This window comes from Halalkalibacter wakoensis JCM 9140 (genome assembly GCF_000513095.1).
Classification (GTDB): Bacteria; Bacillota; Bacilli; order Bacillales; family Bacillaceae_D; genus Halalkalibacter; species Halalkalibacter wakoensis.
Map to the genome: position 1 here is coordinate 75,509 of NZ_BAUT01000008.1, position 25,374 is coordinate 100,882.

At 37.0% G+C, this 25,374-nt stretch carries 27 protein-coding genes, 1 tRNA gene and 2 pseudogenes; 16 read left to right on the top strand and 14 right to left on the bottom strand.

All coding sequences use genetic code 11. The annotated features are described in order from the left end of the window. Nucleotides 1–7: 7 nt before the first annotated feature. The 4 genes and pseudogenes from JCM9140_RS23630 to JCM9140_RS24390 form a co-directional block, all read right to left on the bottom strand. Nucleotides 8–184: a hypothetical protein gene (locus tag JCM9140_RS23630; protein ID WP_166485451.1), complete on the bottom strand. Its 177-nt coding sequence runs from the start codon at nucleotides 182–184 to the stop codon at nucleotides 8–10. Nucleotides 185–277: 93 nt separating this feature from the next. Continuing rightward, on the bottom strand, nucleotides 278–1,198 hold the full coding sequence (locus JCM9140_RS05650; protein ID WP_052002086.1) for a ClpXP adapter SpxH family protein: 921 nt from the start codon (nucleotides 1,196–1,198) through the stop codon (nucleotides 278–280). 15 nt (nucleotides 1,199–1,213) lie between these two features. Continuing rightward, nucleotides 1,214–1,597 carry a globin domain-containing protein gene (locus JCM9140_RS05655; RefSeq protein WP_034743491.1) on the bottom strand — a complete coding sequence of 128 codons (384 nt, stop codon included), beginning with the start codon at nucleotides 1,595–1,597 and terminating at the stop codon, nucleotides 1,214–1,216. Nucleotides 1,598–1,797: 200 nt separating this feature from the next. After that, a pseudogene (locus tag JCM9140_RS24390) lies at nucleotides 1,798–1,934 on the bottom strand (lytic transglycosylase domain-containing protein); the annotation flags it as partial. A 64-nt stretch (nucleotides 1,935–1,998) separates the two neighbouring features. On the opposite strand from JCM9140_RS24390, the gene JCM9140_RS05660 reads away from it, so the two are divergent. The 3 genes and pseudogenes from JCM9140_RS05660 (at nucleotide 1,999) to arfA (ending at nucleotide 6,502) form a co-directional block, all read left to right on the top strand. Continuing rightward, nucleotides 1,999–2,988: a LacI family DNA-binding transcriptional regulator gene (locus JCM9140_RS05660; protein ID WP_034743494.1), complete on the top strand. Its 990-nt coding sequence runs from the start codon at nucleotides 1,999–2,001 to the stop codon at nucleotides 2,986–2,988. 467 nt (nucleotides 2,989–3,455) lie between these two features. Then, the gene (locus JCM9140_RS05665; protein ID WP_034743499.1) at nucleotides 3,456–4,766 is read left to right on the top strand and encodes an extracellular solute-binding protein; all 1,311 of its coding nucleotides are present in this window, start codon (nucleotides 3,456–3,458) and stop codon (nucleotides 4,764–4,766) included. A 208-nt stretch (nucleotides 4,767–4,974) separates the two neighbouring features. Continuing rightward, nucleotides 4,975–6,502, top strand: a pseudogene (gene arfA / locus JCM9140_RS05670) (arabinosylfuranosidase ArfA). Between the two features lie 172 nt (nucleotides 6,503–6,674). Here the strand turns inward: arfA and JCM9140_RS05675 are convergent. Continuing rightward, complete coding sequence (locus JCM9140_RS05675) at nucleotides 6,675–7,310, bottom strand: lytic transglycosylase domain-containing protein (RefSeq protein ID WP_034743501.1); 636 nt, start codon at nucleotides 7,308–7,310, stop codon at nucleotides 6,675–6,677. Between the two features lie 84 nt (nucleotides 7,311–7,394). After that, nucleotides 7,395–7,991, bottom strand: a complete 597-nt coding sequence (locus JCM9140_RS05680) for a CYTH domain-containing protein (protein WP_034743504.1) — start codon at nucleotides 7,989–7,991, stop codon at nucleotides 7,395–7,397. Nucleotides 7,992–8,181: 190 nt separating this feature from the next. Between JCM9140_RS05680 and JCM9140_RS05685 the strand changes: the two genes are divergently transcribed. The 4 genes from JCM9140_RS05685 (at nucleotide 8,182) to JCM9140_RS05700 (ending at nucleotide 10,995) form a co-directional block, all read left to right on the top strand. Continuing rightward, a complete protein-coding gene (locus tag JCM9140_RS05685; protein ID WP_052002087.1) occupies nucleotides 8,182–8,562 on the top strand; it encodes a UPF0738 family protein in 381 nt (126 codons plus the stop codon). A 33-nt stretch (nucleotides 8,563–8,595) separates the two neighbouring features. Beyond that, nucleotides 8,596–9,228 (top strand): GTP diphosphokinase, encoded by a 633-nt coding sequence (gene yjbM, locus JCM9140_RS05690; protein WP_034743507.1) that lies wholly within the window; start codon nucleotides 8,596–8,598, stop codon nucleotides 9,226–9,228. Nucleotides 9,229–9,296: 68 nt separating this feature from the next. Continuing rightward, complete coding sequence (locus tag JCM9140_RS05695) at nucleotides 9,297–10,091, top strand: NAD kinase (protein WP_034743510.1); 795 nt, start codon at nucleotides 9,297–9,299, stop codon at nucleotides 10,089–10,091. Then, nucleotides 10,084–10,995 carry an RluA family pseudouridine synthase gene (locus JCM9140_RS05700; RefSeq protein WP_081727577.1) on the top strand — a complete coding sequence of 304 codons (912 nt, stop codon included), beginning with the start codon at nucleotides 10,084–10,086 and terminating at the stop codon, nucleotides 10,993–10,995. Before JCM9140_RS05695 ends, JCM9140_RS05700 begins: the two co-directional genes overlap by 8 nt. A gap of 13 nt (nucleotides 10,996–11,008) precedes the next feature. Here JCM9140_RS05700 and JCM9140_RS05705 read toward each other — a convergent pair whose 3' ends face one another. Then, nucleotides 11,009–11,440 carry a hypothetical protein gene (locus tag JCM9140_RS05705; RefSeq protein ID WP_034743513.1) on the bottom strand — a complete coding sequence of 144 codons (432 nt, stop codon included), beginning with the start codon at nucleotides 11,438–11,440 and terminating at the stop codon, nucleotides 11,009–11,011. A 17-nt stretch (nucleotides 11,441–11,457) separates the two neighbouring features. Continuing rightward, a complete protein-coding gene (gene prpE, locus JCM9140_RS05710) occupies nucleotides 11,458–12,198 on the bottom strand; it encodes a bis(5'-nucleosyl)-tetraphosphatase PrpE (RefSeq protein WP_034743516.1) in 741 nt (246 codons plus the stop codon). 409 nt (nucleotides 12,199–12,607) lie between these two features. Between prpE and JCM9140_RS05715 the strand changes: the two genes are divergently transcribed. The 3 genes from JCM9140_RS05715 to fabI all read left to right on the top strand — a co-directional run bounded on the left by JCM9140_RS05715 (nucleotide 12,608) and on the right by fabI (nucleotide 15,978). Beyond that, on the top strand, nucleotides 12,608–14,671 hold the full coding sequence (locus JCM9140_RS05715) for a cation:proton antiporter (RefSeq protein ID WP_034743519.1): 2,064 nt from the start codon (nucleotides 12,608–12,610) through the stop codon (nucleotides 14,669–14,671). A 279-nt stretch (nucleotides 14,672–14,950) separates the two neighbouring features. Beyond that, nucleotides 14,951–15,100 carry a hypothetical protein gene (locus JCM9140_RS23635; protein WP_156314795.1) on the top strand — a complete coding sequence of 50 codons (150 nt, stop codon included), beginning with the start codon at nucleotides 14,951–14,953 and terminating at the stop codon, nucleotides 15,098–15,100. A gap of 95 nt (nucleotides 15,101–15,195) precedes the next feature. After that, nucleotides 15,196–15,978, top strand: a complete 783-nt coding sequence (gene fabI, locus JCM9140_RS05720; protein ID WP_034743522.1) for an enoyl-ACP reductase FabI — start codon at nucleotides 15,196–15,198, stop codon at nucleotides 15,976–15,978. Between the two features lie 41 nt (nucleotides 15,979–16,019). On the opposite strand, the gene JCM9140_RS05725 is transcribed toward fabI, so the two are convergent. Continuing rightward, nucleotides 16,020–16,469, bottom strand: coding sequence for a hypothetical protein (locus JCM9140_RS05725; protein ID WP_034743526.1), 450 nt, complete (start codon nucleotides 16,467–16,469; stop codon nucleotides 16,020–16,022). A 126-nt stretch (nucleotides 16,470–16,595) separates the two neighbouring features. Further along, complete coding sequence (locus tag JCM9140_RS05730; RefSeq protein WP_156314797.1) at nucleotides 16,596–16,943, bottom strand: hypothetical protein; 348 nt, start codon at nucleotides 16,941–16,943, stop codon at nucleotides 16,596–16,598. 159 nt (nucleotides 16,944–17,102) lie between these two features. Here JCM9140_RS05730 and JCM9140_RS05735 point away from each other — a divergent pair, with 159 nt between their 5' ends. Next, entirely contained in the window at nucleotides 17,103–17,534 is a 432-nt protein-coding gene (locus JCM9140_RS05735) for a hypothetical protein (protein WP_034743532.1), read from the top strand. A 65-nt stretch (nucleotides 17,535–17,599) separates the two neighbouring features. Here the strand turns inward: JCM9140_RS05735 and JCM9140_RS05740 are convergent, their stop codons facing one another. Together JCM9140_RS05740 and JCM9140_RS05745 are read right to left on the bottom strand one after the other, a co-directional pair. Continuing rightward, complete coding sequence (locus JCM9140_RS05740; RefSeq protein WP_034743535.1) at nucleotides 17,600–18,247, bottom strand: HD domain-containing protein; 648 nt, start codon at nucleotides 18,245–18,247, stop codon at nucleotides 17,600–17,602. Between the two features lie 66 nt (nucleotides 18,248–18,313). Then, complete coding sequence (locus JCM9140_RS05745) at nucleotides 18,314–20,653, bottom strand: ATP-dependent helicase (protein WP_034743538.1); 2,340 nt, start codon at nucleotides 20,651–20,653, stop codon at nucleotides 18,314–18,316. Nucleotides 20,654–20,781: 128 nt separating this feature from the next. Here JCM9140_RS05745 and JCM9140_RS05750 point away from each other — a divergent pair, with 128 nt between their 5' ends. From JCM9140_RS05750 to hlpB, 3 genes are read left to right on the top strand one after another with little or no spacing between them, the layout of a single operon-like run. Then, on the top strand, nucleotides 20,782–20,976 hold the full coding sequence (locus tag JCM9140_RS05750; RefSeq protein WP_034743541.1) for a hypothetical protein: 195 nt from the start codon (nucleotides 20,782–20,784) through the stop codon (nucleotides 20,974–20,976). Then, a complete protein-coding gene (locus JCM9140_RS05755) occupies nucleotides 20,973–21,884 on the top strand; it encodes an MBL fold metallo-hydrolase (protein WP_034743544.1) in 912 nt (303 codons plus the stop codon). The genes JCM9140_RS05750 and JCM9140_RS05755 overlap by 4 nt, the downstream gene beginning before the upstream one ends. Continuing rightward, nucleotides 21,881–22,171: an HNH nuclease-like protein HlpB gene (gene hlpB, locus JCM9140_RS05760; RefSeq protein WP_034743547.1), complete on the top strand. Its 291-nt coding sequence runs from the start codon at nucleotides 21,881–21,883 to the stop codon at nucleotides 22,169–22,171. The genes JCM9140_RS05755 and hlpB overlap by 4 nt, the downstream gene beginning before the upstream one ends. On the opposite strand, the gene mscL is transcribed toward hlpB, so the two are convergent. Together mscL and JCM9140_RS05770 are read right to left on the bottom strand one after the other, a co-directional pair. Then, nucleotides 22,160–22,660: a large conductance mechanosensitive channel protein MscL gene (gene mscL / locus JCM9140_RS05765; protein WP_156314802.1), complete on the bottom strand. Its 501-nt coding sequence runs from the start codon at nucleotides 22,658–22,660 to the stop codon at nucleotides 22,160–22,162. The two genes, hlpB and mscL, sit on opposite strands and share 12 nt — an antisense overlap. A 134-nt stretch (nucleotides 22,661–22,794) precedes the next feature. Then, nucleotides 22,795–22,866 (bottom strand) — tRNA-Gln (locus JCM9140_RS05770). A 182-nt stretch (nucleotides 22,867–23,048) separates the two neighbouring features. Here JCM9140_RS05770 and comGA point away from each other — a divergent pair. Further along, a complete protein-coding gene (gene comGA, locus JCM9140_RS05775; RefSeq protein ID WP_034743550.1) occupies nucleotides 23,049–24,101 on the top strand; it encodes a competence type IV pilus ATPase ComGA in 1,053 nt (350 codons plus the stop codon). After that, on the top strand, nucleotides 24,082–25,134 hold the full coding sequence (gene comGB / locus JCM9140_RS05780; protein WP_034743552.1) for a competence type IV pilus assembly protein ComGB: 1,053 nt from the start codon (nucleotides 24,082–24,084) through the stop codon (nucleotides 25,132–25,134). Before comGA ends, comGB begins: the two co-directional genes overlap by 20 nt. The last annotated feature ends 240 nt before the right edge of the window (nucleotides 25,135–25,374 follow it).

Consider the following 25,374-nt stretch of genomic DNA (forward strand, 5'->3'; position numbering starts at 1 on the left):
GTCTTTGTTAATGAAATCCTTTGAATCGTTTTTTCTTTGAAATAGGGGCTAGTGTAAAAACTAAGGATACAAACAAAAGCGGTGCTGCGATCCATTTAGGAAAAACATTCATTAACGATAAAATAAAAAAATAATAGCTAATGAGTATTAAAATAATCCCTGACACTAGTCTAAAGCGATTCAATGAAGACCCTCCTTGTTCGAATCTTACTATCATTAGTCTATGATGACAGCTACTTCATTAGAAGGACAAACTGAGGATTTCATTTTCTACCGACTAACCAACATATCTCCAAAACATTCCGTATTTTACAGGAACCGATTCCACCTTTTGTTGGAGGACAAGCGTTTTTAACTGTTTTTCTGCTTCCGCTTCACTTACATTAAAAACAACTGAAACTTCAATAGTGGCAACAAACTCATACCTTCTTAGAAAATCTTCAATCGTTATACTAGTTGAAGGTTCAGGCTTAAATCCAAGCATTTCTTCTAAGATTTGAACGTATACGTCATAAGGATAATTTCCACTTACCTTAATGCCGTCATCTTCAATATTTGCATTGAAAAATACAAAAGTTGGGACGATGTCTACTTCCATTTCATTCGTCGTTTTAATGTCATGTTGAAGGGCTTTAATCGCTGTTTTGGAAGATAAGTCTTTTTTAAATTCAGCTAAGTCTAGACCTGCTTTTTCAGCACACTGTAACAAAACATCTTCCTCAGTGATGTTTTGCTTGTTAAGAAAAAGAGCTTCTCGAACTTTTCGCAAAAAACGCACGCCAATCTGAGGCCCTTGAAGTTCGGCAGCTTTAATTGCGAGTGAAGCAAGGTAAGGTGAGCTCCAATCATTTTCTAGCCATACATCTCCATCACAGGACATACCGGTTTGAGAAGCAATCTTTTCCCAGATGGAAGCTAATTCTTGTTTTTTTGATACAAGTCCTTTGGTTGTGTTTTTACATACATTCCATGCTTGAAGTCGACCAGCAACAATTGTCCGAATCCGAAAATACCCTCCATATTCAACTTGGAGTCTTTTTAACATCGGCTCAAATGCCCAACAATCCGCACAAAGGGGGTCAATAAAGGTATATAATTCAATCGGTTTATGGCGTTTGTCAGAAAATGAATGCTTAGGATCCAGACCACAAACGCCAAGTTGATCGTCACACGTTGAAGAAGTTTCTTTTTCGTTCAATGGTCATTCTCCTTTCTACAATGGTTGATTCACCATATGATGAGCGGTCATCGTTAAACGTTCTAACATAAACTCACGAATTAATCCTGTTATCCCAATATCATCCATGGCGCGCTCCATGCATTCAAGCCATGCTTCTGCTTGGACCGGAGTAATCACAAATGGCATATGCCTTGCCCGTAACATTGGGTGTCCATGTTCTTCAGTATATAAAGAAGGCCCTCCTAAAAACTGTGTTAAAAATTGTTTTTGCTTTCGGGCTGTTTCCGTTAAGTCATCTGGAAACAAAGGAGAAAGGTCAGGATGCCTGGAAACTTTCTCATAAAAACGATCAACTAATTGTGATAATATTTCTTCGCCACCTAATGCATCAAAAGGCGTTTGGTTGGTATCTGTCATCGATTTAACTCCTCTGTAAATCACTGTTACATTTTTTATATTCATTTTCTCTATCTCATATTGTAGCAATATGAGTATTCTTCGGCAAATTTCCTGATTGGCTTAGGTGAAAAGGAGACGAGGAAATAAAAAAAACTGATTTACATTGGTATGTACAATCAGTTTTATTATATGTGGAATGGAAGAGAAACAAACCTATCTTACATCGACATGTATGTATTGAACACTCGAGGTACATAAGCTTGTGTCTCCTTAAAAGGAGGAAGCGATCTACATTCCCAGGTCCGGCATTATAAGCGGCTAAGGCAAGCCTTGTATTGCCATTATAGTAATCAAGTTAAGCAAATAGCACCTTAATGTATTATAATAGAATATATATCTATTGAATCTTAGGAGGAGCTATGACAGTTTCGATAAAGGAAATAGCGAGAATCTGTGGAGTATCTATTGGAACGGTGGATAGGGCGCTTAACAACCGTCCAGGTATCAACCCTAAAACAAAAGAAAAAATTTTACAAGTAGCAAAAGAGAAAAACTATCGCCCTGACTATCGAGCACAAAGCTTGGTGAAAGGAAAAACAAAGACGATTGGTGTCGTGTTGTTTGATTTACAAAACCGATCTTTCGCTTTACTAATGAATGCGATTGAGTCTGAATTAAGAAAATCTGGATACTCTCTCCATCTGGCGCTAACAGATAAAGATAAAGAAAAAGAAATAGAAAGTATTAATTATCTCATAGACAGAAAAGTAGATGGTATCATCTTGTTCTCAGTCAATCAAGGAAATGGATTTAATAAGTTCTTACAGTCATTTGATGTTCCGATTGTAACTATTTTCAATCATGTTTCGGATCAGTGGCATCATATCGGTGTTAAGGAACGAGAAGCAATGCTAGATGCAGTGAAGCATACTATAAAAAAAGGGTATAAGAGGTTTGTATTTATTTGTCCACCACTATCCCTATTAGGAAAAGTTAATATATATACTCAACACGAACGTTTAAAAGGATTCATTGATGGTTTGTCAGAATATAATTTGTTAGATAACCATCTTATTATAGAAGAAAAGGATTATCTAGAAAAAGTAGCTGAATTTAAATTTTTGCGAAATGAAAAAACAGCTATCTTATGTACCTGTGATTTTCATGCTCTTGAAGTAATGAAATTTTTAAAGGAGCATCAAGTCAACATACCAGCTGAAGTGGGGATAATGGGGTTTGATAATATAGACGTGCTAAAATATGTCGAACCCCAATTGACTACTGTAGAGTACCCAATTGAGGAAATTGGTATAAGTGCTGTTCAGTCACTTGTTAATAAGTTGGAAAACGGTATTTTCCCCTCGGTTCCACTATTGAATTACCGAATTATCCCAGGAGAATCGATTTAGGATTGAATTAATTATGGCGGACTTATCTACGTATAAATTCAGGAAAAGGTTTCAATCGTTATTCTATTTTGAGACCTTTTTTAATTTTATAAGTGCCTTTATAACCGTAAAACGTAACAATTTCCTTATTAATAATATTGACTTAATATTTATAATAGTGTTATAGTAGACGCACAAGGGAGCGAGTTACAATATAAATCTTTAAAGTTATGAAACCGCTTCATATTAGCGCTGAAAAAGGAGAGTGATTTGCAATATAATTTAAGTTGAAAAATGAATAGTAGCTATGGGCAAGTTAGAATAAAACTCGAGTCTGATTTTTTGAAATTTACGTTAACGTACACGAAGTTATTGTTAATTTTAAACACCCCTAAGTTTATAGAGGGGAATTTTTAAACATATTTCCGTTAACGTACACGGAATCAGTATTGTAAGCAAAGTCAATACATATACGAGGAGGAAGAAAGATGAGAAAATTGAATGCGGTTGCACTATTGCTTGCACTAATCCTTATTGTAACAGGATGTGGGCAAACAGGTACTGAGAGTAATGGGACAAACGGAAGTTCTAGTGATACCAAAACAATCGAATTTATGCATTTATGGCCGACGGGTACATCTGCTGCACAAAATCAAATTCTCAATGAGATCATTGAAGACTTTGAAAGTGAAAATCCAGGAATTAAGGTTGAGCAAGAAATTTTAAGTAATGAGCAGTATAAAGATAAGCTGAAGGTATTAGCAGCTTCCGAGGAATTACCTGATGTAGGAATGTCATGGCCAGGTGGATGGCTCCAGCCATACGTCAATAGTAATATGTTCGCACCTTTAGACGATGTACTTGACAGTGATTTCAGAGATAAGTTTGTAGATGGAACGATAGAGGGGTTTGAAGTCGATGGAAAAACTTATGGTTTACCTACAGACCTTAATATTGCGATGATTTTCTATAATAAAAAAATATTTGAGGAAAATGGATTAGAAGTACCAACTACTTATGATGAATTTCTAAATGTTATTACAACATTAAATAATAATGATATTACTCCAATAGCATTAGGAAATAGAGACGCTTGGACAGGTTCGATGTGGTATATGTACCTTGCTGACCGTATTGCTGGTGCAGAAACAATTGTAAATGCAGTAAATGGAACAAATACATTTGAAGACCCCAATTTAGTGGAAGCTGCTGAAGAGATTCAAAATTTAGTTGATTTGGGAGCATTTCTTCAAGGGTTTAATGGACTAACAAGCAGTGAAGCAGAAAGTTTATTTACAAATGGTCAAGCGGCAATGTTTCTATCAGCAACTTGGATGTTACCTACCTTTACAAATAGTGATGACCTTTCACAAGAATTCAAGGATTCTGTGGACTACTTTAAATTCCCTGCTGTAGAAGGTGGAAAAGGAGATATCAATGGCTTTGTTGGTGGTAATGGTGGTTTATTCGTCGCTGAAAATTCTGATGTGAAAGAAGAAGCGAAACAATTCGTAAAGTATTTTACAGAGAAATTTGGGGAGCGTTCTCTTGATGAGGCGGGTATTATTCCTTCTTATAAATTGAATGCTGATGACTATGATCTTCCTGACATGTACTTAAAAGTATTAAATGATTTAAATGATGCAAGTAGCATTACCCTTTTTGCTGATAATTTAATGAATCCAGGGCCAGCCCAAGTACACCTTGACATGATACAATCGTTATTTGGAAAAGAGTCGACAGCTGAGGAATTTGTTAAAGCGCATGAAGAAGCACTAGCTGAAGACGTGGTAGAATAACATCTGACACATTTCACAAGTTAATAGGAAAAGGGCATACCTTATGGAAAGATAAGACTGTCCTTTTCTATTTATCAGTAGAAAAGGTTCAGAAATGTCTCAAACCAATTGTGGTTGTAACTGCTTTCCTTACGCTATAACGAGTATGATTGTAATAGAAGGTTACCAGTAACAAAGAATTATAGTAAGTGATTGAAGTTGAGGAAGGATGAGTAGATTGGGAGAAGAATTCTTGAAAGCTAAAATGGTGGTTGATAAAGATTTTGTTATTTCACACATAGACAAAAGAATATATGGTTCATTTATTGAACAATTAGGACGTGCTGTTTATGGTGGAATTTACGAACCAGATCACCCAAGTGCAGATGAACAGGGATTTAGGCAAGACGTTCTAGATTTAGTAAAAGAGTTACAAGTACCGATTGTTCGATATCCTGGTGGAAACATGGTGTCTGCTTATAATTGGGAAGATGGTATTGGTCCAAAAGAGGAACGTCCCCGAAGACTTGAGCTGGCATGGCGAGTGATTGAAACCAACCAAGTAGGCACAAATGAATTTGTCGATTGGGCAAAGAAAGCAAATGCCGAAGTAATGATGGCTGTTAACTTAGGAACAAGAGGCGTTGATGCTGCTAGGAATTTAATAGAATATACAAATCATCCCGGTGGTACTGCTTGGAGTGACTTAAGAAAACAACATGGGTATAAGGAACCGCACAACATTAAAACATGGTGTCTAGGAAATGAAATGGATGGTTCTTGGCAGATGGGTCAAAAGACTGCCTATGAATATGGTCGTCTAGCTGCAGAAACTGCAAAGGCAATGCGTCAAGTTGACCCAACAATTGAATTGGTTAGTTGTGGAAGTTCTAGTGCTCATATGCCTACCTTCAGAGTGGGAGGCAACAACTTTAGATCATACATATGATTATGTAGATTATGTATCTTTACATCAATACTATGGCAATCCTAAAAACGACACAGCGAACTTCTTAGCAAATTCAATGGATATGGAGAACTTTATTCATACCGTTATTTCAACTTGTGATTATATTAAAGCCAAAAAACGTAGCAAGAAAACAATTAATTTAAGCTTTGATGAATGGAATGTTTGGTTTCATTCCAATGATCAAGATAAGAAGATAGAACCTTGGTCAATAGCTCCACCTCAATTAGAAGACGTATATACATTTGAGGATGCTCTTCTAGTGGGAAGCATGTTGAACACGATTATTCGTCACTCAGACCGTATTAAAATTGCTGCAATGGCACAATTAGTAAATGTTATTGCTCCAATTATGACAGAGAATGGTGGGCGTGTATGGAAACAAACTATCTTCTATCCGTATTATTATACTTCCGTTTATGGTAGAGGTGTGGCACTAAATCCAGTAATCAATTCACCTAAATATGACAGCACTGACTTTACGGATGTTCCTTATTTAGATTCGTCGGTCGTATATAATGAAGAAAAAGAAGAAGTTGTGATTTTCGCGACAAACCGTCATATGGAAAGTACGTTACAAGTCGATATCGACGCTCGTTCATTTCAAGGCTATGAAGTTGCAGAGCATGTCGTATTACAACATGATAATCCAAAAGCAACAAATACATTAGGTAACGAACAAGTGAAGCCACATAATAAAGGTGAATCCTATATGGAAAACGGTAAGGTTGTAGGAATATTGCCAAAGCTATCGTGGAATATGATTCGATTAACAAAGGGAAATGAGTAATTTTTCAACAGTAAATTAAGGTGGTAACACGAGTTAACCCTCGTCCTTAGACATTATCTATGTTTTGGGACTTGGGTTTTTAGTTTTTTTAAAAAATTCTAGGAGGGGGAATAAAGGTAAAATAACAATAAAGTGGGTATAGACTTCAGTATCTCTATACCCACTTTATTTTTTAAATATAATTGCTTAATACTTTTTGTACATAAGCTTGTGTCTCCTTAAAAGGAGGAATTCCTCCGAAGCGATCTACATTCCCAGGTCCAGCATTATAGGCAGCTAACGCAAGCCTTGTATCGCCATTATAGCGATCGAGCATTTGTCGTAAATATTTAGCTCCCCCCTCAATGTTTTGTGCGGGGTCAAAGCTGTTTGACACACCTAACATTTTAGCTGTTGCAGGCATCAATTGCATAAGGCCTCTCGCCCCTGCATGACTTATAGCATTGGGGTTAAAATTGGATTCATGTTTAATCACAGAGTAAATCAAATTAGGGTCTAGATTGTATTTTTGAGCGACATTATGAATAATTGATTGAAATTTAGAATCATTCATTTTCGATGTTTTTTTTGTAGCCGTATCCACTACGTTAGTAAGCTCACTCGTTTGTAAAGGGGATAAATGATTAAGTTGATGCAGAAATAAAGAAGAATTCGATCTAGGTTGAACGGATTCGACTTGAAGTCTAGTCATTTGTTCTTCAAGAAATTGAGAGAACATGGATTGAAACATATTGGATTGGTTTTGTGGTTTTTGCCACTTTTGTGTTGGTTGGAGCTGATTAATAGGTTGTAGAAAAGTTAAGTCCATCATGACACCTCATTTATTGATACGAAAGCATTCTCGATTATAAGCTAATAATAGCAAAAAGGACGAATAAGAACAATTGGATGTTTATGGGCGTTTTGGCTGCTCTAATGCGATTTTACGCGTGAAAAACCGGCGTACTTTATTTTCGGTTTCTGTATAGGGAATGCTAGCTTTTGAAAGGATGCTCGCTAAGGTTGAATGAGCATGTTCTTCCGATGTGCCTTCAAATTCAATTTCATAATCAACTTGATCAAAATACATACTTTTATCAAAACATAATACTCCGCTATTATGTGCGATCTCAATTCTTTCCGTTGTCAATGTCCCCACATAGGATAATTCATTAATGGGTATATGTAGCGACCTTAATTGTTTTTTTACATTTCCATCTGGCAAAGTACCTGTTTGTTTGGCTGAATCCCACTCATCCTTTGTTAAAGATTGATGGGTTTCAAGCTTTCCAATTTCATGAGGTTGTTTCAGTGTCAATGTGAAATCATCGTCGATTTCTCGAATTCGCAAACCAGAATGTGCATGTTTTAAATCAAAAGCAGGTGTTTCAAAATAATGGTTATGTTGTGTAAGTGAATCTGAATGGTCTAACGAAAAGGTTTTGAGTAACAAATAGAATCCGTCTTCTGTCAGTTTTGATTTTACTTCAATTTCAATTTCCTGTGACATAATCATCCGCCTTTGTAATAGTGTACGATTATTATAACAGGTCATGTTCTTTAATTGTATGTAGTTAAATACAATTCCTTTTTTCATACACAATAACGCAGGGTTGCGACTGTGCAAAGACGTAATTTTTTTTGAATTATGGTAGAATAAAACATGGTAAGAACGTGTTTTGAATAGGTGGAGGTACAGAATGAAAAAGCTAAATGTAAAAAACATTATGTCAGAAGAAGGACGATTTGTCGCGATTCTAGAAGAAACCGTGGAAGAATCATTTGCAAAAACATTAAAAGACGGGGGACGTATGCTAGTCGATTCAGATGACTTAGCATTTGTCTACATAATAGAGGATGACTCTACGTTGTATTATGTTTGTTTTTCACAACCTACGTGGGTTACATTAAATGAGATTGTATCAAAGGAAGAAACGTTATCGTTACAATTACACGAAAACATACATATTCAATTAGAGTCGATTGTAACGGAACTTGCATTTTTAACAGAAAATATTGAAGGAAATAGCAATTACGGAGAAGAAATGGAAAGAGCAGTTGAAGAGGTTTTTCACTCATAAACCACTTTTTGCTTTTACGGACGGTGATGAGAAATGAGCAACTGGGATATGTTCTTAACGCCTTATAAACAGGCTGTTGAGGAGTTGAAAATTAAATTAAGAGGGATACGTCATCAATACGAACAATCATCTAAACATACGCCTATTGAATTTGTAACAGGTAGAGTGAAGCCTGTTTCAAGTATATTGGATAAGGCAAAACGCAAAAATGTGCCGCTCGATCAATTGGAAGAAGGAATGCAAGATTTAGCGGGTCTTCGGATCGTTACCCAGTTTGTAGAGGATATTGAGACGGTTGTGAACTTAATAAGATCTCGTAAAGACTTTGAAATAATAGAAGAGAGAGATTATATTATTGAGAAAAAACCAAGTGGGTACCGATCTTATCATTTGGTTTTGAACTATCCTGTTCAAACGATTGAAGGGGAAAAAAAGATTTTGGTTGAGCTACAAGTAAGGACGCTTGCCATGAATTTCTGGGGGACAATTGAACACTCTTTAAACTATAAATATAGTGGAGAAATCCCACAACATATAAAAATGCGATTGCAACGAGCGGCGGAAGCAGCTTTTAAACTTGATGAAGAAATGTCCATTATTCGGGATGAAGTGAGAGAGGCGCAAGAAATCATTTCAACGAAACAAGAACAGGGGAGAAAGCTTTAAAGAGGGCATTGAAAAAGATCGATTTCGACCTTTTTTAATGGCCGCAGCTTTAGAAGGGTGGAGACATGATGAAGTTTATGGTTACATCTCGTGGTGATGACGTATCGAATACACTACAACAAAGGATTAAACGGTATTTGATTGATTTTGGTTTGAAATACAATGAGGATGAACCAGAAATGATTATTACCGTTGGTGGAGATGGGACATTATTGCAAGCTTTTCATGACTATTGTGAGAGGCTTGAAGATACAGCATTTGTAGGTATTCATACGGGTCATCTTGGTTTTTATGCGGATTGGGTTCCGGATGAAGTTGAAAAGTTAGTATTGCATATTGCTAAAACCCCTTATCAAATTGTTGAGTACCCCCTTTTAGAAGTTGTCATTCGTCAGGAAGGAGCAACTCATTCAGAGAGGCATCTGGCTTTGAATGAATGTACGATTAAAAGCATCGGGGGGTCACTTGTTAGTACGGTTGATATAAAAGGTGAGCCTTTTGAAGTCTTTCGAGGCGACGGATTATGTATTTCGACACCTTCTGGAAGCACGGCTTATAATAAAGCGTTGGGAGGAGCCATCCTCCATCCATCGCTAGCCTCGATTCAGATTGCGGAGATGGCATCAATCAACAATCGTGTTTATCGTACGGTTGGCTCTCCACTTGTCTTACCTCAACATCATACATGCTTATTAAAGCCATTAAATGATGTTGATATTCAAGTGACAGTTGATCACTATACACTTGAGCATCGTCGTATTAAATCCTTGCAGTGTCGGGTAGCAGATGAAAAGGTGCGCTTTGCTAGGTTTCGTCCATTCCCATTTTGGAAAAGGGTGAGGGAGTCTTTCATCCGTGAATAATTATGTAGCTGTTTTGTCATGGAAGGTCCCTGAAAATTGGAACGAAGCTCTTCTAAGAACGTTCTTGCGTGATTTTTGTCATATATCGAAAAGAGGACTTGCTGATATTAAATTTAATGGTGGATGCATTACGTTAAATGGGGAAGAAGTAACAGTACGGAAAGTCATCGAAACGAATGATCTTGTTCATGTGTATCTTCCTCCTGAGGAAACGAGCCCCTCACTACGACCAGAAAAGGGGCCGTTTGAAATTGTGTATGAGGATGATCATGTACTTGTCATTAACAAAGAAGCTGGAATAGCAACCATTCCTTCAAGGGAACATCCAACTAACACACTAGCGAATTTCGTCTTAGATTATTATGAATCACAGCAAATAAAAACGACGTTTCATGCAGTTAATCGGTTGGATAAAGATACATCAGGCTTGTTAATTATCGCCAAACACCGTTTAGCTCATGATCGTCTTTCCAAATTGCAACAAGCAAAGCACGTGCAACGTTATTATCGTGCGATTGTGTCTGGTAAGTTACATACAGATAAAGGGACGATTGATGCTCCAATAGCTCGAGATCCTGAGAGTATTATTTCAAGGAAAGTATGTCAGACAGGGAAGAGAGCTATTACACATTATATCGTTACGAACGAACTAGAACATTCTAGTGTTGTCGATATAAAGCTTGAAACTGGGCGAACGCATCAAATTCGAGTGCATTTTTCCTACCTGGGCCATCCTTTACTAGGTGATGACCTTTACGGTGGTGACCAACAACATATAAAACGACAAGCATTACACTGTTATAAATTAGAATTTCAACACCCTTTTAAAGAAAAGCTCATTTGCTTGACGAGTAATTTACCTAATGACATGGCTGCAATAAAAAACGAGGGCGACCTAAAGTAGGGTTGCCCTCGTTCTATTCATTTGTCACCTGTTCAATGAGATAATCAGCAATGATTTCCCCTTGTCGATCCATAATTTGAACTGTAAAAGATCCACTTAATAGTTCGTTTGTTACGTCTGTTTCAAGAGAGAATACTTCAGCAAAAAAGAAGCTTGAATTAGCATTCACTTGAAATATTTCAGGAGTATGTTCATGGTCAGTGAAGACAATTTCACTACCGCCTACAGCAGATTCAATTGTTGGTTCGTGAATAAGAAAGCGCGCCGTAAGGTCATTAGCTGGAATTTGTCCGTTGTTCTCTAGCCTTACAAAAACAGAAATCATGTCTATTTGTTCTTCGTGAATAATGCGGGTTTGTTCGGGATCGACTTCAATCGCAACGCTAGGACCACCGCAAGCTGTTACAATGGTAAGTAGACAAAACAACATCATGTAATACTTCATTTAAGATTCCCTCTCTTCTATTCGGAAAAGCTACGAAATTTTTCTTCATTTAAAGGTTGTTTGGATGGGACTTGTTCGATTTTCATTTCTGGATATCTAAGTGCCGAAAGGGCTCCACCAAATACACAACCTGTATCGATATTGACAGAACGGTTCACAAAACGAGGTGAACGAACTGGTGTATGTCCATACACGATCCATTCCTCGCCATGATGCGCTTGTGCCCAATCGCGACGCACGGGTGTCCCGTCTGCGTTCTTTTCGCCGGTAATATCGCCATAAAGAACAAACGTCTTCACACGTTTATTCGTTTGACCAATCAAATCGCTTCGAATGCCTGCGTGCGCAATAACGAGTTTTCCTTCATCTAACACTTGGTAAAGAGGCGATTGCTCGACGAGCGTCATAAACTGATGTCGGACTTTTTTATAATCTCGTGTTGGTAGTTGCTGTAATTCTTCTACTGTTGTTTCTAATCCATGAGTGGTTTGGACCTTTCTTCCTAAAAAATATCGATACAATTTGTCACAATGGTTTCCGGGACAATAATAAGCATCTTTTTCTTGTACAAGATTCGCTACAGTCCTTATTACCTCTACCGAATGTGGACCACGGTCTGTTAAATCACCTACAAATGCTAACTTTCGACCTTCTGAATGTTTATAGGAGCCCGATGTTTGTTTGTAACCTAGTTTAGTCATAAGGGAAAGTAACTCGTCATGACAACCGTGTATGTCTCCAATAATATCAATTTCCATCTTTTTCCTCCTGTTTCAGTTATTGAAAAGGTTCGTTCAAATCATAGCTTAACCAATCGTTCGAATGCAATGAACAAGTAATAAAATTCATATGAATGAGTCGAAAAACATAAAATTTTAAATGGAAGGGGTTACAGAGTGATTATACGTTGACACGGTGAGTGTGCGTTCTTTAATATGGATAGAACTTACGGTAAGTTTTCATTAAAAGGCTGTTTTCGCAAATTTTGTTGTTTTTATATGAAATGTCTTCGTCACATGGTTGTTCTTGACTTAGTTACTTGTTTTTGCGGGAGATGTTGGGCCTTCTCGTAAGCGTTATGAGATCTCGCCATTTACTATGAAAATCTTTTTTTCATAGCACAATCTTTACGAAAACAGCTTTATTAAAAAGGAGTGTGAAAAATCAATGTTGCCACAACCTGTAACCAACCCTGTTCTTATTTTTGCTATTGCAATGGTCGTTTTTCTAGTGGCCCCATTGATTATGGCTAGATTAAGAGTTCCTGGAATCATCGGTTTTATTTTTGCAGGTGTTATTATAGGTCCAAATGGGTTAGGTCTTCTTGATCGAGACCCAACCATCGTTTTACTTGGGACAGTTGGACTTTTATATATCATTTTTATAGCTGGTTTGGAGATTGACTTAGAAGGATTTAAAAAGTATCGAAATCGTAGTTTGACGTTTGGTACGATGTCATTTTCCATTCCGTTTATACTCGGAACCATCGGTGCGTATATGCTCGGATATAGTTTAGCAGGCTCCATTTTATTAGGGTCATTGTTAGGATCGCATACACTTTTAGCGTATCCGATTGCGAGTCGTTTAGGTATTGCCAAAAATAAAGCTGTTACAACAGCTGTTGGTGGTACGATTATGACAGACACTCTTGCCTTGCTAATACTAGCTGTAGTTGCTGGGTCAACTCAAGGAGAATTAACGTTAGACTTTTGGTTTATTTTAATTGTTTCCTTAGTTATTTATGTAGCTGCTGTTTTTATCGTTGTGCCAATTGTAGCAAGGTTCTTCTTTCGTACACTTAGTAGTGAGGGGACATTAGAGTTTATTTTTGTAATGGCTGTTTTATTTGTAACAGCATACTTTGCGACAGTTGCGGGTTTAGAACCAATTATCGGTGCATTTTTAGCAGGACTTGCATTGAATCGATTTATTTTTGAACAAAGTCCTTTAATGAATCGAATTAAATTTACTGGTAATGCCATTTTTATTCCATTCTTTTTATTGTCAGTTGGAATGTTAATGGATTTACGAATATTGCTTTCAGATCCAACTGCCTGGACAAAGGCGCTTCTTGTTGTCAGTCTAGTTATCATTGGTAAATTTATGGCAGCTTGGTTTGCTGGAAAAATTTACAGCTACTCAACCGAAGAGATTAAACTCATTTTTGGTCTAACGATTCCTCAAGCAGCTGCTACATTAGCGGCCACTTTAGTAGGTTTTGACTTAGGGTTGTTTGACCAAGCAACAGTCAATGCTGTTATTGTGATGATTCTGATTAGCTGTATGATCGGTCCGTATACAGTTGAAAAGTTTTCCAGAATTATCGCAATGAAAGAAGAGCAACAGCCGTATGAACCTTCTTCTGCTCCTGAAAGGGTCATCGTGCCAATTGCCAATCCCCATACGATGGAATCCCTGATGGACTTGTCCTTTATTATTAGGGGGCAATCACATGAGCCACTTTATACGCTCTCTGTTGCACAAGGAGGGAAAGAGGACTCTGCGTCTAGAATTGTGGAAGCGGAGAAGGTATTGGGGCATGCAGTCACATATGCAGCTGGTGCGGAAGTTCCAATTCAAATGTTAACGAGAGTTGATACAAATATTACTTCCGGGATGATTCGGGCAATGGAGGAATCAAGAATTACGACAGCTGTTATTGGATGGAATGGAAAGCTATCTACTCCGCAAAAGATATTTGGAGGCGTACTGGATCAGCTTTTAGAACGCACCACTCAAATGGTTCTTGTATCAAAGCTAGGTCATCCTTTAAATACAACGAAGCGAATTGTGATTATCATTCCTTCTGGGTTTGATCATAAAGCCGGCTTTTATCAAGCTGTTTCTGTAACGAAGAAAATGGCTAATCAATTAGGAGCGACAATTGCTTGTTTTATTGTGAAGGACAATATGAAAAGTTACGAAGAAAGTTTTCATCAAGTGAAGCCAGATGTTAAGGTTTCTATTACAAGTCTAGAGTCATGGAACGAGTGGCATAATACGTATCAACCTCTTTTGCGCGCAGATGACATCGTTGTTGTTTTTAGTGCAAGAAGAGGAACAGTTGCTTGGCATCCACAACTTGAACGGTTACCTCGTGTGTTAGCACATTCAGGTCCGGAAAGCTTTATCATCGTGTATCCTCAAGAACCTGAAACTGTCGATCTAAGGGGTACAAGAGGGACGGCTTTACCTAAAACATTCTTATCAGAGAGTTCGTACGAACAATAAAGTCTTAGAAAATGCAACTGAGTTGAACCGAGGTATAAATACCTTTTGGGTTCAACTCTTTTTTGTAATGGGAATGGGTATTTTAAAACTTGGCAAGACTCTATAAAAAAGGCTGTTTTTGTTAAAAATTGTTGCTTAGGAATTTTTCCTTTCCTGAAAGTAAAGCGGAGCGGAAGTTGCTCGCTTCCTCCTTGTAGTTGTAAGTGAGTTGATTTAGTTTGCTCCACCTACCTCCCAAAACAACTCTACAAAGGAGCCTTTAAAAATGAGGTGTTTGTATTGTTATCAGATGTAATGGTCGTATGTCCAAATTGTGAAGAAATGAAACCTATCACGAATGTGTTAACAGCTCAGTCTAATCAGAACGTAATCTATACATGTGATTCATGCCATTATGAACAGAAGAATATTGAAACAAAGAAGGGATAGACAGATCATTTGTTGAACCTATCTATTTAATGAACACGTATGCTATAATAAATTAGTACTTGGTATTAATAACTACTCATAATGGAGGGGAAAAGATGATTCAATTAAATTTAGAGGATCGTACATATGTTGTAATGGGTGTTGCAAATAAAAGAAGTATCGCATGGGGAATTGCACAGTCCTTAGCTAATGCAGGGGCAAGATTGATTTTTACATATGCTGGGGAGCGACTAGAAAAAAATGTTCGTTCACTTATGGAAACGTTAGAAAGAAATGACCATTTAATTTTACCTTGTGATATTACAAGTGATGAAGAAATTGAAAAGACTTTTCAACAAATTAAAACGGAAGTAGGAACGATTCATGGGATTGCCCACTGTATCGCTTTTGCGAATAAAGATGAACTAGAAGGCGAATATTTGAATACCACTCGTGATGGATTTCTTTTAGCTCAAAACATTAGTGCGTATTCTTTAACAGCTGTTGTAAAAGAAGCTCGTCCTTTGATGACTGAAGGAGGAAGCATTGTAACGTTAACTTATCTAGGTGGCGAGAGAGTCGTAAAAAATTACAATGTTATGGGTGTTGCAAAAGCGTCCCTTGATGCTAGTGTCAAATACTTAGCCAATGATTTAGGAAAAGAAAATATTCGTGTTAATGCCATTTCAGCTGGTCCAATCCGGACATTAGCAGCAAAAGGGATTGGCGGTTTTAATGATGTCTTAAAAGAAATTGAAGAACGAGCCCCGCTTCGCCGCACAACAACCCAAGAAGAAGTTGGGGATACAGCCTTGTTCCTGATGAGTGATTTATCAAGAGGAATGACAGGCGAATTATTACATGTTGATAGTGGTTATAATATCTTATCATTGTCATAAAGCTAAAGTGACTGACCAATCATGAGAGAAACGAACTTCTCTCATGATTGGTAGCACCTCTGATCTTGGAATAGGTTTTGTTTCGATAGGAAACAAGCCTTTTTCATTTTAACGGGGACCGAAAAAACCTGTTTGTTCAAAAAGCCATGGCCAAAATCCGCCACCAGGATATCCCGGATAGTAGCCACCACCAGGGAAGCCTGGGTAATATGGTGGTCTAGGTCTTGGTGGTCTTCCAGGTCGAGGGGGGATAGTCCATAATAAGGAGCAATCCCAACTAAGTCACTATGATGTACTTGGAGAAATTGCGGTTGGAATGATGGAGCTCTATAAATGAACAAAGAAACCATTCCGGTTCTTCGATTATAGTCGGTAATATAGGCAGTCACTTCACCATAGTTTGGAATGGATGTGGTCACCCATTGATTCACATATTGAGTAACAACAGTAGGGGGCAAAAATTGGACAGTCGGTTGTTGTGGTCCGTACATATAAGGTTCCTCCTTAAAGGTATGTTTAAATTCTCTTTATAGTATGTAATGAATGGATTTAGGTGATTGTCTACAGGAAGTTCTATAAGAAAAAAACTGGTTTAACATCGTTAAACCAGTTTTTTCTTATGAATTTAATAATTGAAAAGAGAGCCAGGGTCTTGATAAAACAGGTGAAGATTGATAAATGATAGCTGATTTGTACGGTTTTTTATCATAGTAAAGTGAAACGTTATGGCCGGAAGGAATCGTAGGAGAATGATCTAGAGCAGATTCTGTAATATCTTCAAATTTAGTATCAGGATTAAGAGTTCCCTGTTTTTCACTTATTCGAATTTTTAAGGAGTTTAGTTTTTTAATGCTGTCATCCTTGTCCGTTTCTTGTTGTAGGGATTTTACAATTTCTTCGTAGTGATTAATGGCTGATTCTAATTTTTGTAGTGCCTCTTTTAACATAAGTTCGGTTTGTTCCATTTTTTCACCTCTTTTTAAGTTCTTCATTAACTTTACGTTGTCCTCTTTATACATATGTGGCTTTTCCCATTTTAATCATGATTTTTTCGATAAGAACTATCATACTTTTCCTTTATTAGCTGTATAGTAAAGTAAGTATAAACAAAAGAGGTGAGCATCTTGAGAAAGCGGAAAATGCCTTTGTTGTATATTTACCAGAACAAGGAGATGGAGATAGAAGTAGAGGAACAAGATTTTGCTTATCAAAAATCAGAAAAAAAGGAAGAGGAGTTAGAAGAAGTGCTTTCAGAGATGGAACCGATCGTAGAGTATAAATTGGATCCGAATTTTGAAGAAATTGTATTAGAAAGCAAAGAAGAAAAGAACGCAACTCTAAATGAAGATAAATTTGAACGCATGTCTATTTTTGATAAGTTAACATATAGCAAAACAATCAAAGTGAATAAACTGATCTTACATGTGAAAGATGAGCATTACGAAGGAAGTTTGATTGAACTAGATTCTGACAAAATAACATTCAAACGTCAAGATGAATTACAGCCAATTGAAGTTTTGGTAAATGAGATTACATCAGTTACGATTAATGAATGAGTTTTCAATTAGGTTCTGTCCCTGGATTTTTAACTAGGGACAGCGACCTTTTTTCTTTTTAAACATCATTCATTGGATCCCCATTCGTGAAGAAATTGCTCAAGGAAATTCTCCAAAAATTCATGACGCTTATGGGCGCGTTTTTTTCCTTCATTCGTATTCATTAAATCTTTTAGTTTTAATAATTTTTCGTAGAAATGGCCGACGGCACTTGATTGACCATTTCTGTATTCATCGAGTGATAACGTCTCACGAATTGAAAGGGCAGGGTCGTACATAGGGTCTCCTTTTTTTCCTGCGTAAATAAACGTTCGAGCAACACCGATAGCCCCAATCGCATCTAAGCGATCGGCGTCTTGTACCACTTGTGCTTCTAATGTAGTGACAGGCTTGTTCGTTCCGCCTTTAAACGACATCGTCGTAATAATTTGGATAATGTGGCGAAGATCCGATTCAGTTGTTCCGATGGAGCGAAGCCAACTTTGTACATTTCGTAAGCCTTCTTCTTCGCTTCTAACGACTTTGTCATCGATTAAATCATGAGTTAAAGCTGCCAACGTAACGATAAGAGGATTAGCTCCTTCGATAGTAGCAATCTCAACTGCTTGTTCAGTTACTCGTTTAATATGATACCAATCGTGACCTGTTTTTTCATTTAGAAGTTGTTTTTTTACCCATTCTTTTGTTTCTTCAATCATTTTTTGTTGGTTCATGAAAAGTCTCCTCGTTTATAATCGAGGGCATTGAAAAAGGTGAAAATCATCCTTTTTCAATGCCTCTTATAATGTTAATGGTTGTTTTGGAGCAATACGTTGAATTTCTCTCACAAAGCGAGAGCGGAATGCTTTTTTACCTCTTCTCATAATGGGTACGGATATTTTGACGCTTTCTTCTGCTCTTGTTACTGCCACATACATGAGACGTCGCTCTTCCTCAAGAGGCTTATCATCTCCTTCACGCCATGCATCAAGTGAATAGTCATGAGGCAGACCACCTTCAACACATCCCAGAATATAAACATGTTTAAATTCCAACCCTTTCGAGCGATGGATGGTCATTAATTGAGTGGCGTTAGTTAGGTTTCTTTGTCCACGAATCTCCTCGTATTTAACTGTCATATGATCGATGTATTCTAAGAAATGTTCAATCGTTGAATGATGTTTAGCCATCACTTTCAAATCGCGGACATCATCTGAGCCTCGTTCCATCTTATTCCCTTCATTGCCTTGCTTCTTAACATACTCATTAAAGCCCATTTCTTGCTCGATAAATTCGAGCGCTTGAAGAGGTGTTTTCTTTTTAAGTAGCGCAAATTTCTTTGGCAGTTCTTTTAGTTTTTTTAGTTGAAAAGCTTGTAGCCCTTCTATATGCGGCAATGCTTCAATATAGGTGCAGTCGTGAGCGATGCTTGCAGCTTTAATATCACGAATCGCTTGTTGCTTAAGGAAGAGGGCGCTAACCAAGTCTGATAAAGCCGATGAATCATCTTGATTTTGAGCGAGCCGAAGATAGCTAATGATCTTCCGAACCGCTTTTCGCTTATAAAAGGATTCTCCGTCCGCCTCTAATTGAAAAGGGATACTAGATGAGATAAAACGTTCAATTAATGCTCGTGCGGAACTATTTGTACGAAACAAAACAGCAAAATCGGCTGGTTTTGCTCCTATTTCTATCTTTTCCTTAATATCTGTTAAAATCATGGTTGCTTCTTCTTCTTCATCATACGGATAAAACAACAAAGGAGCATGCTCTGAAGAGGCTTGAGCGAGCAATTGCTTTGAATAACGTGTTCGGTTCGTTGCTATAATATTGTTTGCAGCTGATACAATTTCGTGGTTTGATCGGTAATTTTCATCTAATAGAACCACTTTTGTATTTGGATATTGATCCTTAAAAGTCAGAATATAGGAAGGATCACTTCCCCTAAAAGCGTAAATCGATTGATCGTCATCTCCTACAACGCATAAATTTTTCGTTCGATCAGAGAGCATGGAAATTAACTCAACTTGAACTTTATTAATATCTTGAAACTCATCAACGGAAACGTAAGCAAAGCGCTGTTGGTACCGTTTTAACAAGCTCTCATTTTCAGTTAACAGTTGATAAAGTCCAAGTAACATATCATCGAAATCAAACCAATTCTTCGCATGTCGCATTTGTTCGTAACGCTTAAACAAATAAGCAACACGCTCTTCCCATATATCCTTTGCTTTTACTTGTTCAGGAGAGATGAGATGGTTTTTCCACCAACTAATTTGCGTCAAAGCTTGATCAAAAGCAAAGTCTTTTTCATCAATATCAATTTCTCTTGCCGCTTCTTTTATCATCGCTTGTCGTTGCCATTCTTGATTTAATAAATGATTAGGTGACCACTGTTCCGGATTATGGTGCATAAGCATTTTATAAAAAATACTATGAAATGTTCCAATCACCAATTGATTAACGGTGGCATGATCAAGGTCTGGATAAAGCCTCATTCGTTCTTTCATTTCCTTTGCAGCTTTTGCTGTAAAGGTGACCATAATCATTTGTTTAGCTGAATACTTTAATTCCGTCAACATATAAGCTGTTCTGGTCGTTAGAACTCGGGTTTTCCCACTCCCAGCTCCGGCTAGAATTAAAAGAGGTCCTTCTGTCGTTTCCACGGCCTTCCACTGATTATCATCTAAGAAAATGTTGTTTTGCGCTAATCTTAATCGATATCGATTTTCGTCTTTAAAAGCAGCTGGTTGCTTTAATTCAAACTTAGGTATGGCTTTCACTTCTTCCGGTTTTTTCCAAAGGTCTAATTCTTGGTCAGGTGGGTTAGAAGAGATTGTTCTTTTTGTTGGTAACAGAAACCCCGTTGACGAACCATTGGAGGTTGGTTGTTCAGTTTGTTCTATTTCTACTGTTATTAGCTTTTTTTCCATTTGGTTTGCTATGTTTATGCATTCATCCGTTGCATTTACGTGTGTAAACGATGGAGGAGCATCAATGCCTAGTTTCATTTTTAATGGCGTATGACAATGTATACAAGTGACCTGTTGTCGAATACTATCCATATACAATTGTTGCCATTTTTCACGTTCGCAGTTTTGAAGGTGAATAAGCTTTTCTTGATGATAAGCCACTTGCATAAAGTTGGTCTCCTCTCGCATTTTAGTCTTGTCCTATCGTAGCAAATTTTCTTAAAGCTGTGTGCCATTTTTATATTTTTAAAAGGAAATTAAGTTTGAAAAACCGAAAAAGAGTAAGGAGGATCTATATGCTTTCATTTTTTATTTTAGGATGTATTGTAACGGCTACCGCTGTAGCTTTATTTTTACAAGGGCTGCTTACAGAAGGACTTTTTTTATTTGGACCTTTTATAGCAGGTTTAATAGGGTTAAATTTTTTATTTATTAGTTTTGTTCAAGTTAAACGTGAGCGAGAAGTTAGGGAAGGGAGAAAACCATCTTGAAATGGATAAAAATTACTGAGACTTGTAGTTATTTCTCAGGTGCGGTTAATATTGGTTATATTGAATCAAAGGATAAGGGGTTACTCATTGATGCGGGAATTGATAATAGTACCGCAAAAAAAGTTATGAGGCAGTTAAGAGAACAAGAAAAGCCGATTACCTCTCTCTTCATCACACATGCTCATGCAGATCATTTTGGGGGAGCCATTTATTTTCAAAACGAACTTCCGCATTTACAAACATATGCACCAACATTTGAAGAGGCGATTTTAAGGAATCCGAGATTAGAACCGATTTATTTGTTTCAAGGAAACGAACCACTTCCAAGTTTGCGTAATAAGTTTTTAGAAGGTCCAGCAATAAACGTTGATGTTTTTTGTGATGCTGGAGAAACATACATCGATGGGTTTCTTGTTTATTTGCATGCTTTTCCAGGACATAGTTACAATCAGCTTGGCCTTGAATATGAGAAGGTTCTTTTTGCAGCGGATAGTTATTTTAGTGTAGAAACATTGCAAAAGCATAATATACCGTTTCAAGTTGATGCAGAATCGACTAAACATTCGTTAAAAGAGCTTCTAGCTTTACAAGTAAATGGTGCTGTTCCCGGTCACGGCGATTTCGAGAGCATGTTTCAACAAACCGTAAAAGCTAATATAGATCATCATAACAAAATTCTAACTGACATTATTACTTGTATGGAAGAGGTGGGAGGAGCTGCATATTTAGATGATCTCATTCAAAAGGTGTTCGAAAACAGAGGCATGAAGATGAATCAACTTTCTATGTTTGTATTAAATCGTACAGCATTAATGGCTTATGTGACAGAATTAATAAAAAAGGAAGTTCTGGATTTGTGTGTGGAAGACAATAAAATGTTGATTAGGACTAGAAAGGATAGAAGATGAAAAAACGGAGCGGACGTTGTCAACTTTGTGATCGTGAAGGAGTGGAGCTTACTGTCCATCACTTAACCCCTAAAGAGGAAGGGGGGACCTTCCTTCCGACAGCTGAATTGTGTATCCCATGCCATAAACAGATTCATGCTGTTTATACGAATAAGGAAATTGCAACTAGGCTTTTTACGCTTGAGAGACTGAAGGATGACGAACAAGTGAAGAAGTTTCTTACGTATATCCAAAAACAGCCTCCTCAAGCACTCATAAAAACACGAAAATCAAAATCAAGAAGATGATTTTCGTTTAATGCGTACATAGGTAGGATGCTGTTTGACAGGGCCACGAAAATCCTCCAACTCTGACGTACAACTTGGGCACCTAGTCGCTTTAAACGCCATGGACTGGCAACAATGTGGACATACCTTTGTTTTCATATTCAAAAGAGGGTCCTCTTGAGGCCGTCTTATTTGATTAATTTGCCTAACAAATAAAAATAGGACGAAGGCGATCAGTAAAAAATGCACAGCATGATTTAAAAAAGCACCATAATTGATCATAGGGACTCCGGCCTCTTGTGCTTCTGAAAATGTATCAAAATGTTGACCTGATAAATTAATATACATGTTTGAAAAATCAACTTGGCCAAAAATAAGACTGAAAGGAGGCATAATGACATCGTCGACTAACGACTCAACAATCTTGGCAAAGGTTGTACCGATGATGACACCGATGCTCATGTCTATCACATTTCCTCTAACGGCAAACTCCTTAAATTCATTTAAGATTCTCAATATCTCACCTTCTTTTTGTAAAGCAATATGATTTATAGTGGTTGTCTATGTAATCACCTTATGCGAAGAAGGGGCAAATTTATGATAGCAAAAAAAGAACCAAGTCTTTGACTTGATTCTTCTTTGGACTGGGCTAGCAGGATTCGAACCTACGCATGACGGAGTCAAAGTCCGTTGCCTTACCGCTTGGCTATAGCCCATCGATAATAATAGTATGGATCGGTTTAAAGATTATTATACAAAAAGTTTTTTTGTTAAAGCTTTGTGAGCTTAATATTAACTCTTACTTCTATTATGTGAGGACTAAGATAAATTATTCACTAAAAGAGGATTTTGAAAAAGTTTGTTGAATAAAGACGAAAAGAAAGGATGGTGAAGAAATATGTATGAAGTTGAACAGTATAGTAAGTACATGTTAGATGAAGCAATCCACCGAAAAGTAACTGACATTCATATTGTTCCTGAAGATAAACATTGTGTTATTATGGTTCGGTTTAATGGTCGAATTCAAAACTGGAAGTCGATCCCGATTAAATTAGCAGAAAGAATCATTAGTCATTTTAAGTATCGATCTGGAATGGATATTGGGGAAAGTAGAAAGCCCCAAAGTGCTTCTATGTTATACAAAAATAAAAAAGTGACTTACTCCTTAAGATTTTCCACTCTTCCTACTCGAAATAAAGAAAGTTTAGCCATCCGAATTCTTCCTAATGTTACCTTTCACTCTTTTTCTTCTTTATGTGTGTTGAGAAATCAAGTAAGGGATTTACAAGAATTGAGCTCATTGTCCTATGGTCTTTGTCTTGTTTCAGGTCCAACTGGTTCAGGAAAAACGACTACCCTTTATTCTCTTGTTGAATATATGATGAAACAAGGTGGTAAAACAATTATTACAATAGAAGATCCAGTAGAACGGTTTATTTCAAATACGATTCAAATTGAGGTTAATCTTAAAACAGGGGTGACGTTTGACTCGGCGCTTTCGGCTTCCTTGCGTCATGATCCGGATGTCTTGTTAATCGGTGAAATACGTGATGAGGCAACAGCAAAACTTGCGATTCGAGCTGCATTAACAGGTCATCTTGTCATCGCGACTGTCCACGCAGATGATTGTCACTCTGTCTTATTAAGGATGAAGAACCTTGGTGTCTCGGAACTTGACTTAATGCAATGCTGCAAAGTAATTTTATCTCAAAGAATTGTTCAAACCAAATGTCGTCTATGTATGGGAGAATGTCATCCGTCTTGTGTAAAAGATCGACTAATGGCTAGGGCGGCTATATTTGAAGTGTTGAAGGGGTTGGAATTGAAACAGTCTTTGAAAACAGGTAGAAATACTGGTTCAAAACCTTTTTTGAAGGAAATTAAGAAAGCTTGGGCTTTAGGATATATAGAAGAAAATGAGGTGGAACGGTATGTTTCCTATTATTTTTAGGAATCGGAAAACGAAGCAACACCATCGTGATGTTGCTAACTCCTTTCTTCGAATAGGTCGGTTGCTTCAACAAGGATATCCACTTGAAGCGGCTATTATTTTTATGGAACCACATGTAACGGTTCAAACGAGTAGCCAATTTAGCTATGTTTTGAACCTCTTAAAAGAAGGGCACCCAGTTTATGAGGCTTTTCAATCCATCGATATACCTACCAGTATAAAAGCGCTGCTTTATTTTTATCATTATCAGGGAGATATAGCAGAAGGATTTCTTCATGCAGGAACTTTGTTACGTTATAGAGAAAAAATTTTTGGTGAGTTAAACAAATTAATACGGTATCCAGTAGCCCTCTTATTCTTTTGCTTAGTTGTATTTGTGCTAATGTATCAATTTGTTCTTCCGCATTTTCAATCCTACTTTTCGACGATGAGCGAATCTCCATCTGTTATAACAAGCATCTTTCTTTCCTTCTTAAATCATCTACCTTATCTTTTTGGAGGGGGGATTCTTGTTCTTACTCTTACTTGCTTCTATATTATTTATCAATCCAATCAGCTTACCCATTACGAAAAAATCATTCGATTATTATCGCTCCCGATACTAAAGCGTTATGTAAAATTAATCATTACTTACTTCTTTTCTTTACAGCTAGGAAAGTTGATGACGGCGGGTATGTCACTTCAACAGGCATTAAAACAATTTGAGTTACAAAACTATCTCCCTTTTTTACAACAAGAGAGTGTTCAAATATCTCACGAACTTCATCAAGGAAATAGCTTCAAGGAAATTGTTCGTTCAAAACAATATTTAAAAGAGGAGTTAGCGTTTGTTATTGATAATGGTCAAAAAACAGGATACTTAGGAAGTGATTTAGAACAATACAGTGACATTCTTTTTTCTGAACTTGAAGAAACTATCCAAAGATTGCTTCATTTAATTCAACCTATTCTCTTTTTTGTCATAGGGGGTTTTGTATTTCTTCTTTTTCTTATTACGATGTTACCATTGTTTCAAATGTTAGGAGGAGTGTAGGGAGTTTTTGCTTGGGTTATGTAATGGCTATGTTTTAGTCGGGAGGGGGTTTTTTCCTCTCTCGAAGTTAGTAGATTAACAAATAAAAAAATATGCATTTATTTTTAGAAAAAAACTTGCATTATGTTTTTAGTTCGTGTTATATTATTAAACGTCGCTGATGACGCGATGAAAAAATGAAAAAAGAAGTTGACATTTAACTTTCGATTATGATATTATATAAAAGTTGCTGTTAACGAG

Excerpts from the sequence above, each read along its gene's own strand:
- JCM9140_RS05655 (WP_034743491.1), bottom strand. The coding sequence starts at position 1,597 with ATGACAGATACCAACCAAACGCCTTTTGATGCATTAGGTGGCGAAGAA.
- JCM9140_RS05660 (WP_034743494.1), top strand. The coding sequence starts at position 1,999 with ATGACAGTTTCGATAAAGGAAATAGCGAGAATCTGTGGAGTATCTATT.
- JCM9140_RS05665 (WP_034743499.1), top strand. The coding sequence starts at position 3,456 with ATGAGAAAATTGAATGCGGTTGCACTATTGCTTGCACTAATCCTTATT.
- JCM9140_RS05675 (WP_034743501.1), bottom strand. The coding sequence starts at position 7,310 with ATGGACTTAACTTTTCTACAACCTATTAATCAGCTCCAACCAACACAA.
- JCM9140_RS05680 (WP_034743504.1), bottom strand. The coding sequence starts at position 7,991 with ATGTCACAGGAAATTGAAATTGAAGTAAAATCAAAACTGACAGAAGAC.
- JCM9140_RS05685 (WP_052002087.1), top strand. The coding sequence starts at position 8,182 with ATGAAAAAGCTAAATGTAAAAAACATTATGTCAGAAGAAGGACGATTT.
- yjbM (WP_034743507.1), top strand. The coding sequence starts at position 8,596 with ATGAGCAACTGGGATATGTTCTTAACGCCTTATAAACAGGCTGTTGAG.
- JCM9140_RS05695 (WP_034743510.1), top strand. The coding sequence starts at position 9,297 with ATGAAGTTTATGGTTACATCTCGTGGTGATGACGTATCGAATACACTA.
- JCM9140_RS05705 (WP_034743513.1), bottom strand. The coding sequence starts at position 11,440 with ATGAAGTATTACATGATGTTGTTTTGTCTACTTACCATTGTAACAGCT.
- prpE (WP_034743516.1), bottom strand. The coding sequence starts at position 12,198 with ATGGAAATTGATATTATTGGAGACATACACGGTTGTCATGACGAGTTA.
- JCM9140_RS05715 (WP_034743519.1), top strand. The coding sequence starts at position 12,608 with ATGTTGCCACAACCTGTAACCAACCCTGTTCTTATTTTTGCTATTGCA.
- fabI (WP_034743522.1), top strand. The coding sequence starts at position 15,196 with ATGATTCAATTAAATTTAGAGGATCGTACATATGTTGTAATGGGTGTT.
- JCM9140_RS05725 (WP_034743526.1), bottom strand. The coding sequence starts at position 16,469 with ATGTACGGACCACAACAACCGACTGTCCAATTTTTGCCCCCTACTGTT.
- JCM9140_RS05730 (WP_156314797.1), bottom strand. The coding sequence starts at position 16,943 with ATGGAACAAACCGAACTTATGTTAAAAGAGGCACTACAAAAATTAGAA.
- JCM9140_RS05740 (WP_034743535.1), bottom strand. The coding sequence starts at position 18,247 with ATGAACCAACAAAAAATGATTGAAGAAACAAAAGAATGGGTAAAAAAA.
- JCM9140_RS05745 (WP_034743538.1), bottom strand. The coding sequence starts at position 20,653 with ATGCAAGTGGCTTATCATCAAGAAAAGCTTATTCACCTTCAAAACTGC.
- JCM9140_RS05750 (WP_034743541.1), top strand. The coding sequence starts at position 20,782 with ATGCTTTCATTTTTTATTTTAGGATGTATTGTAACGGCTACCGCTGTA.
- hlpB (WP_034743547.1), top strand. The coding sequence starts at position 21,881 with ATGAAAAAACGGAGCGGACGTTGTCAACTTTGTGATCGTGAAGGAGTG.
- comGA (WP_034743550.1), top strand. The coding sequence starts at position 23,049 with ATGTATGAAGTTGAACAGTATAGTAAGTACATGTTAGATGAAGCAATC.
- comGB (WP_034743552.1), top strand. The coding sequence starts at position 24,082 with ATGTTTCCTATTATTTTTAGGAATCGGAAAACGAAGCAACACCATCGT.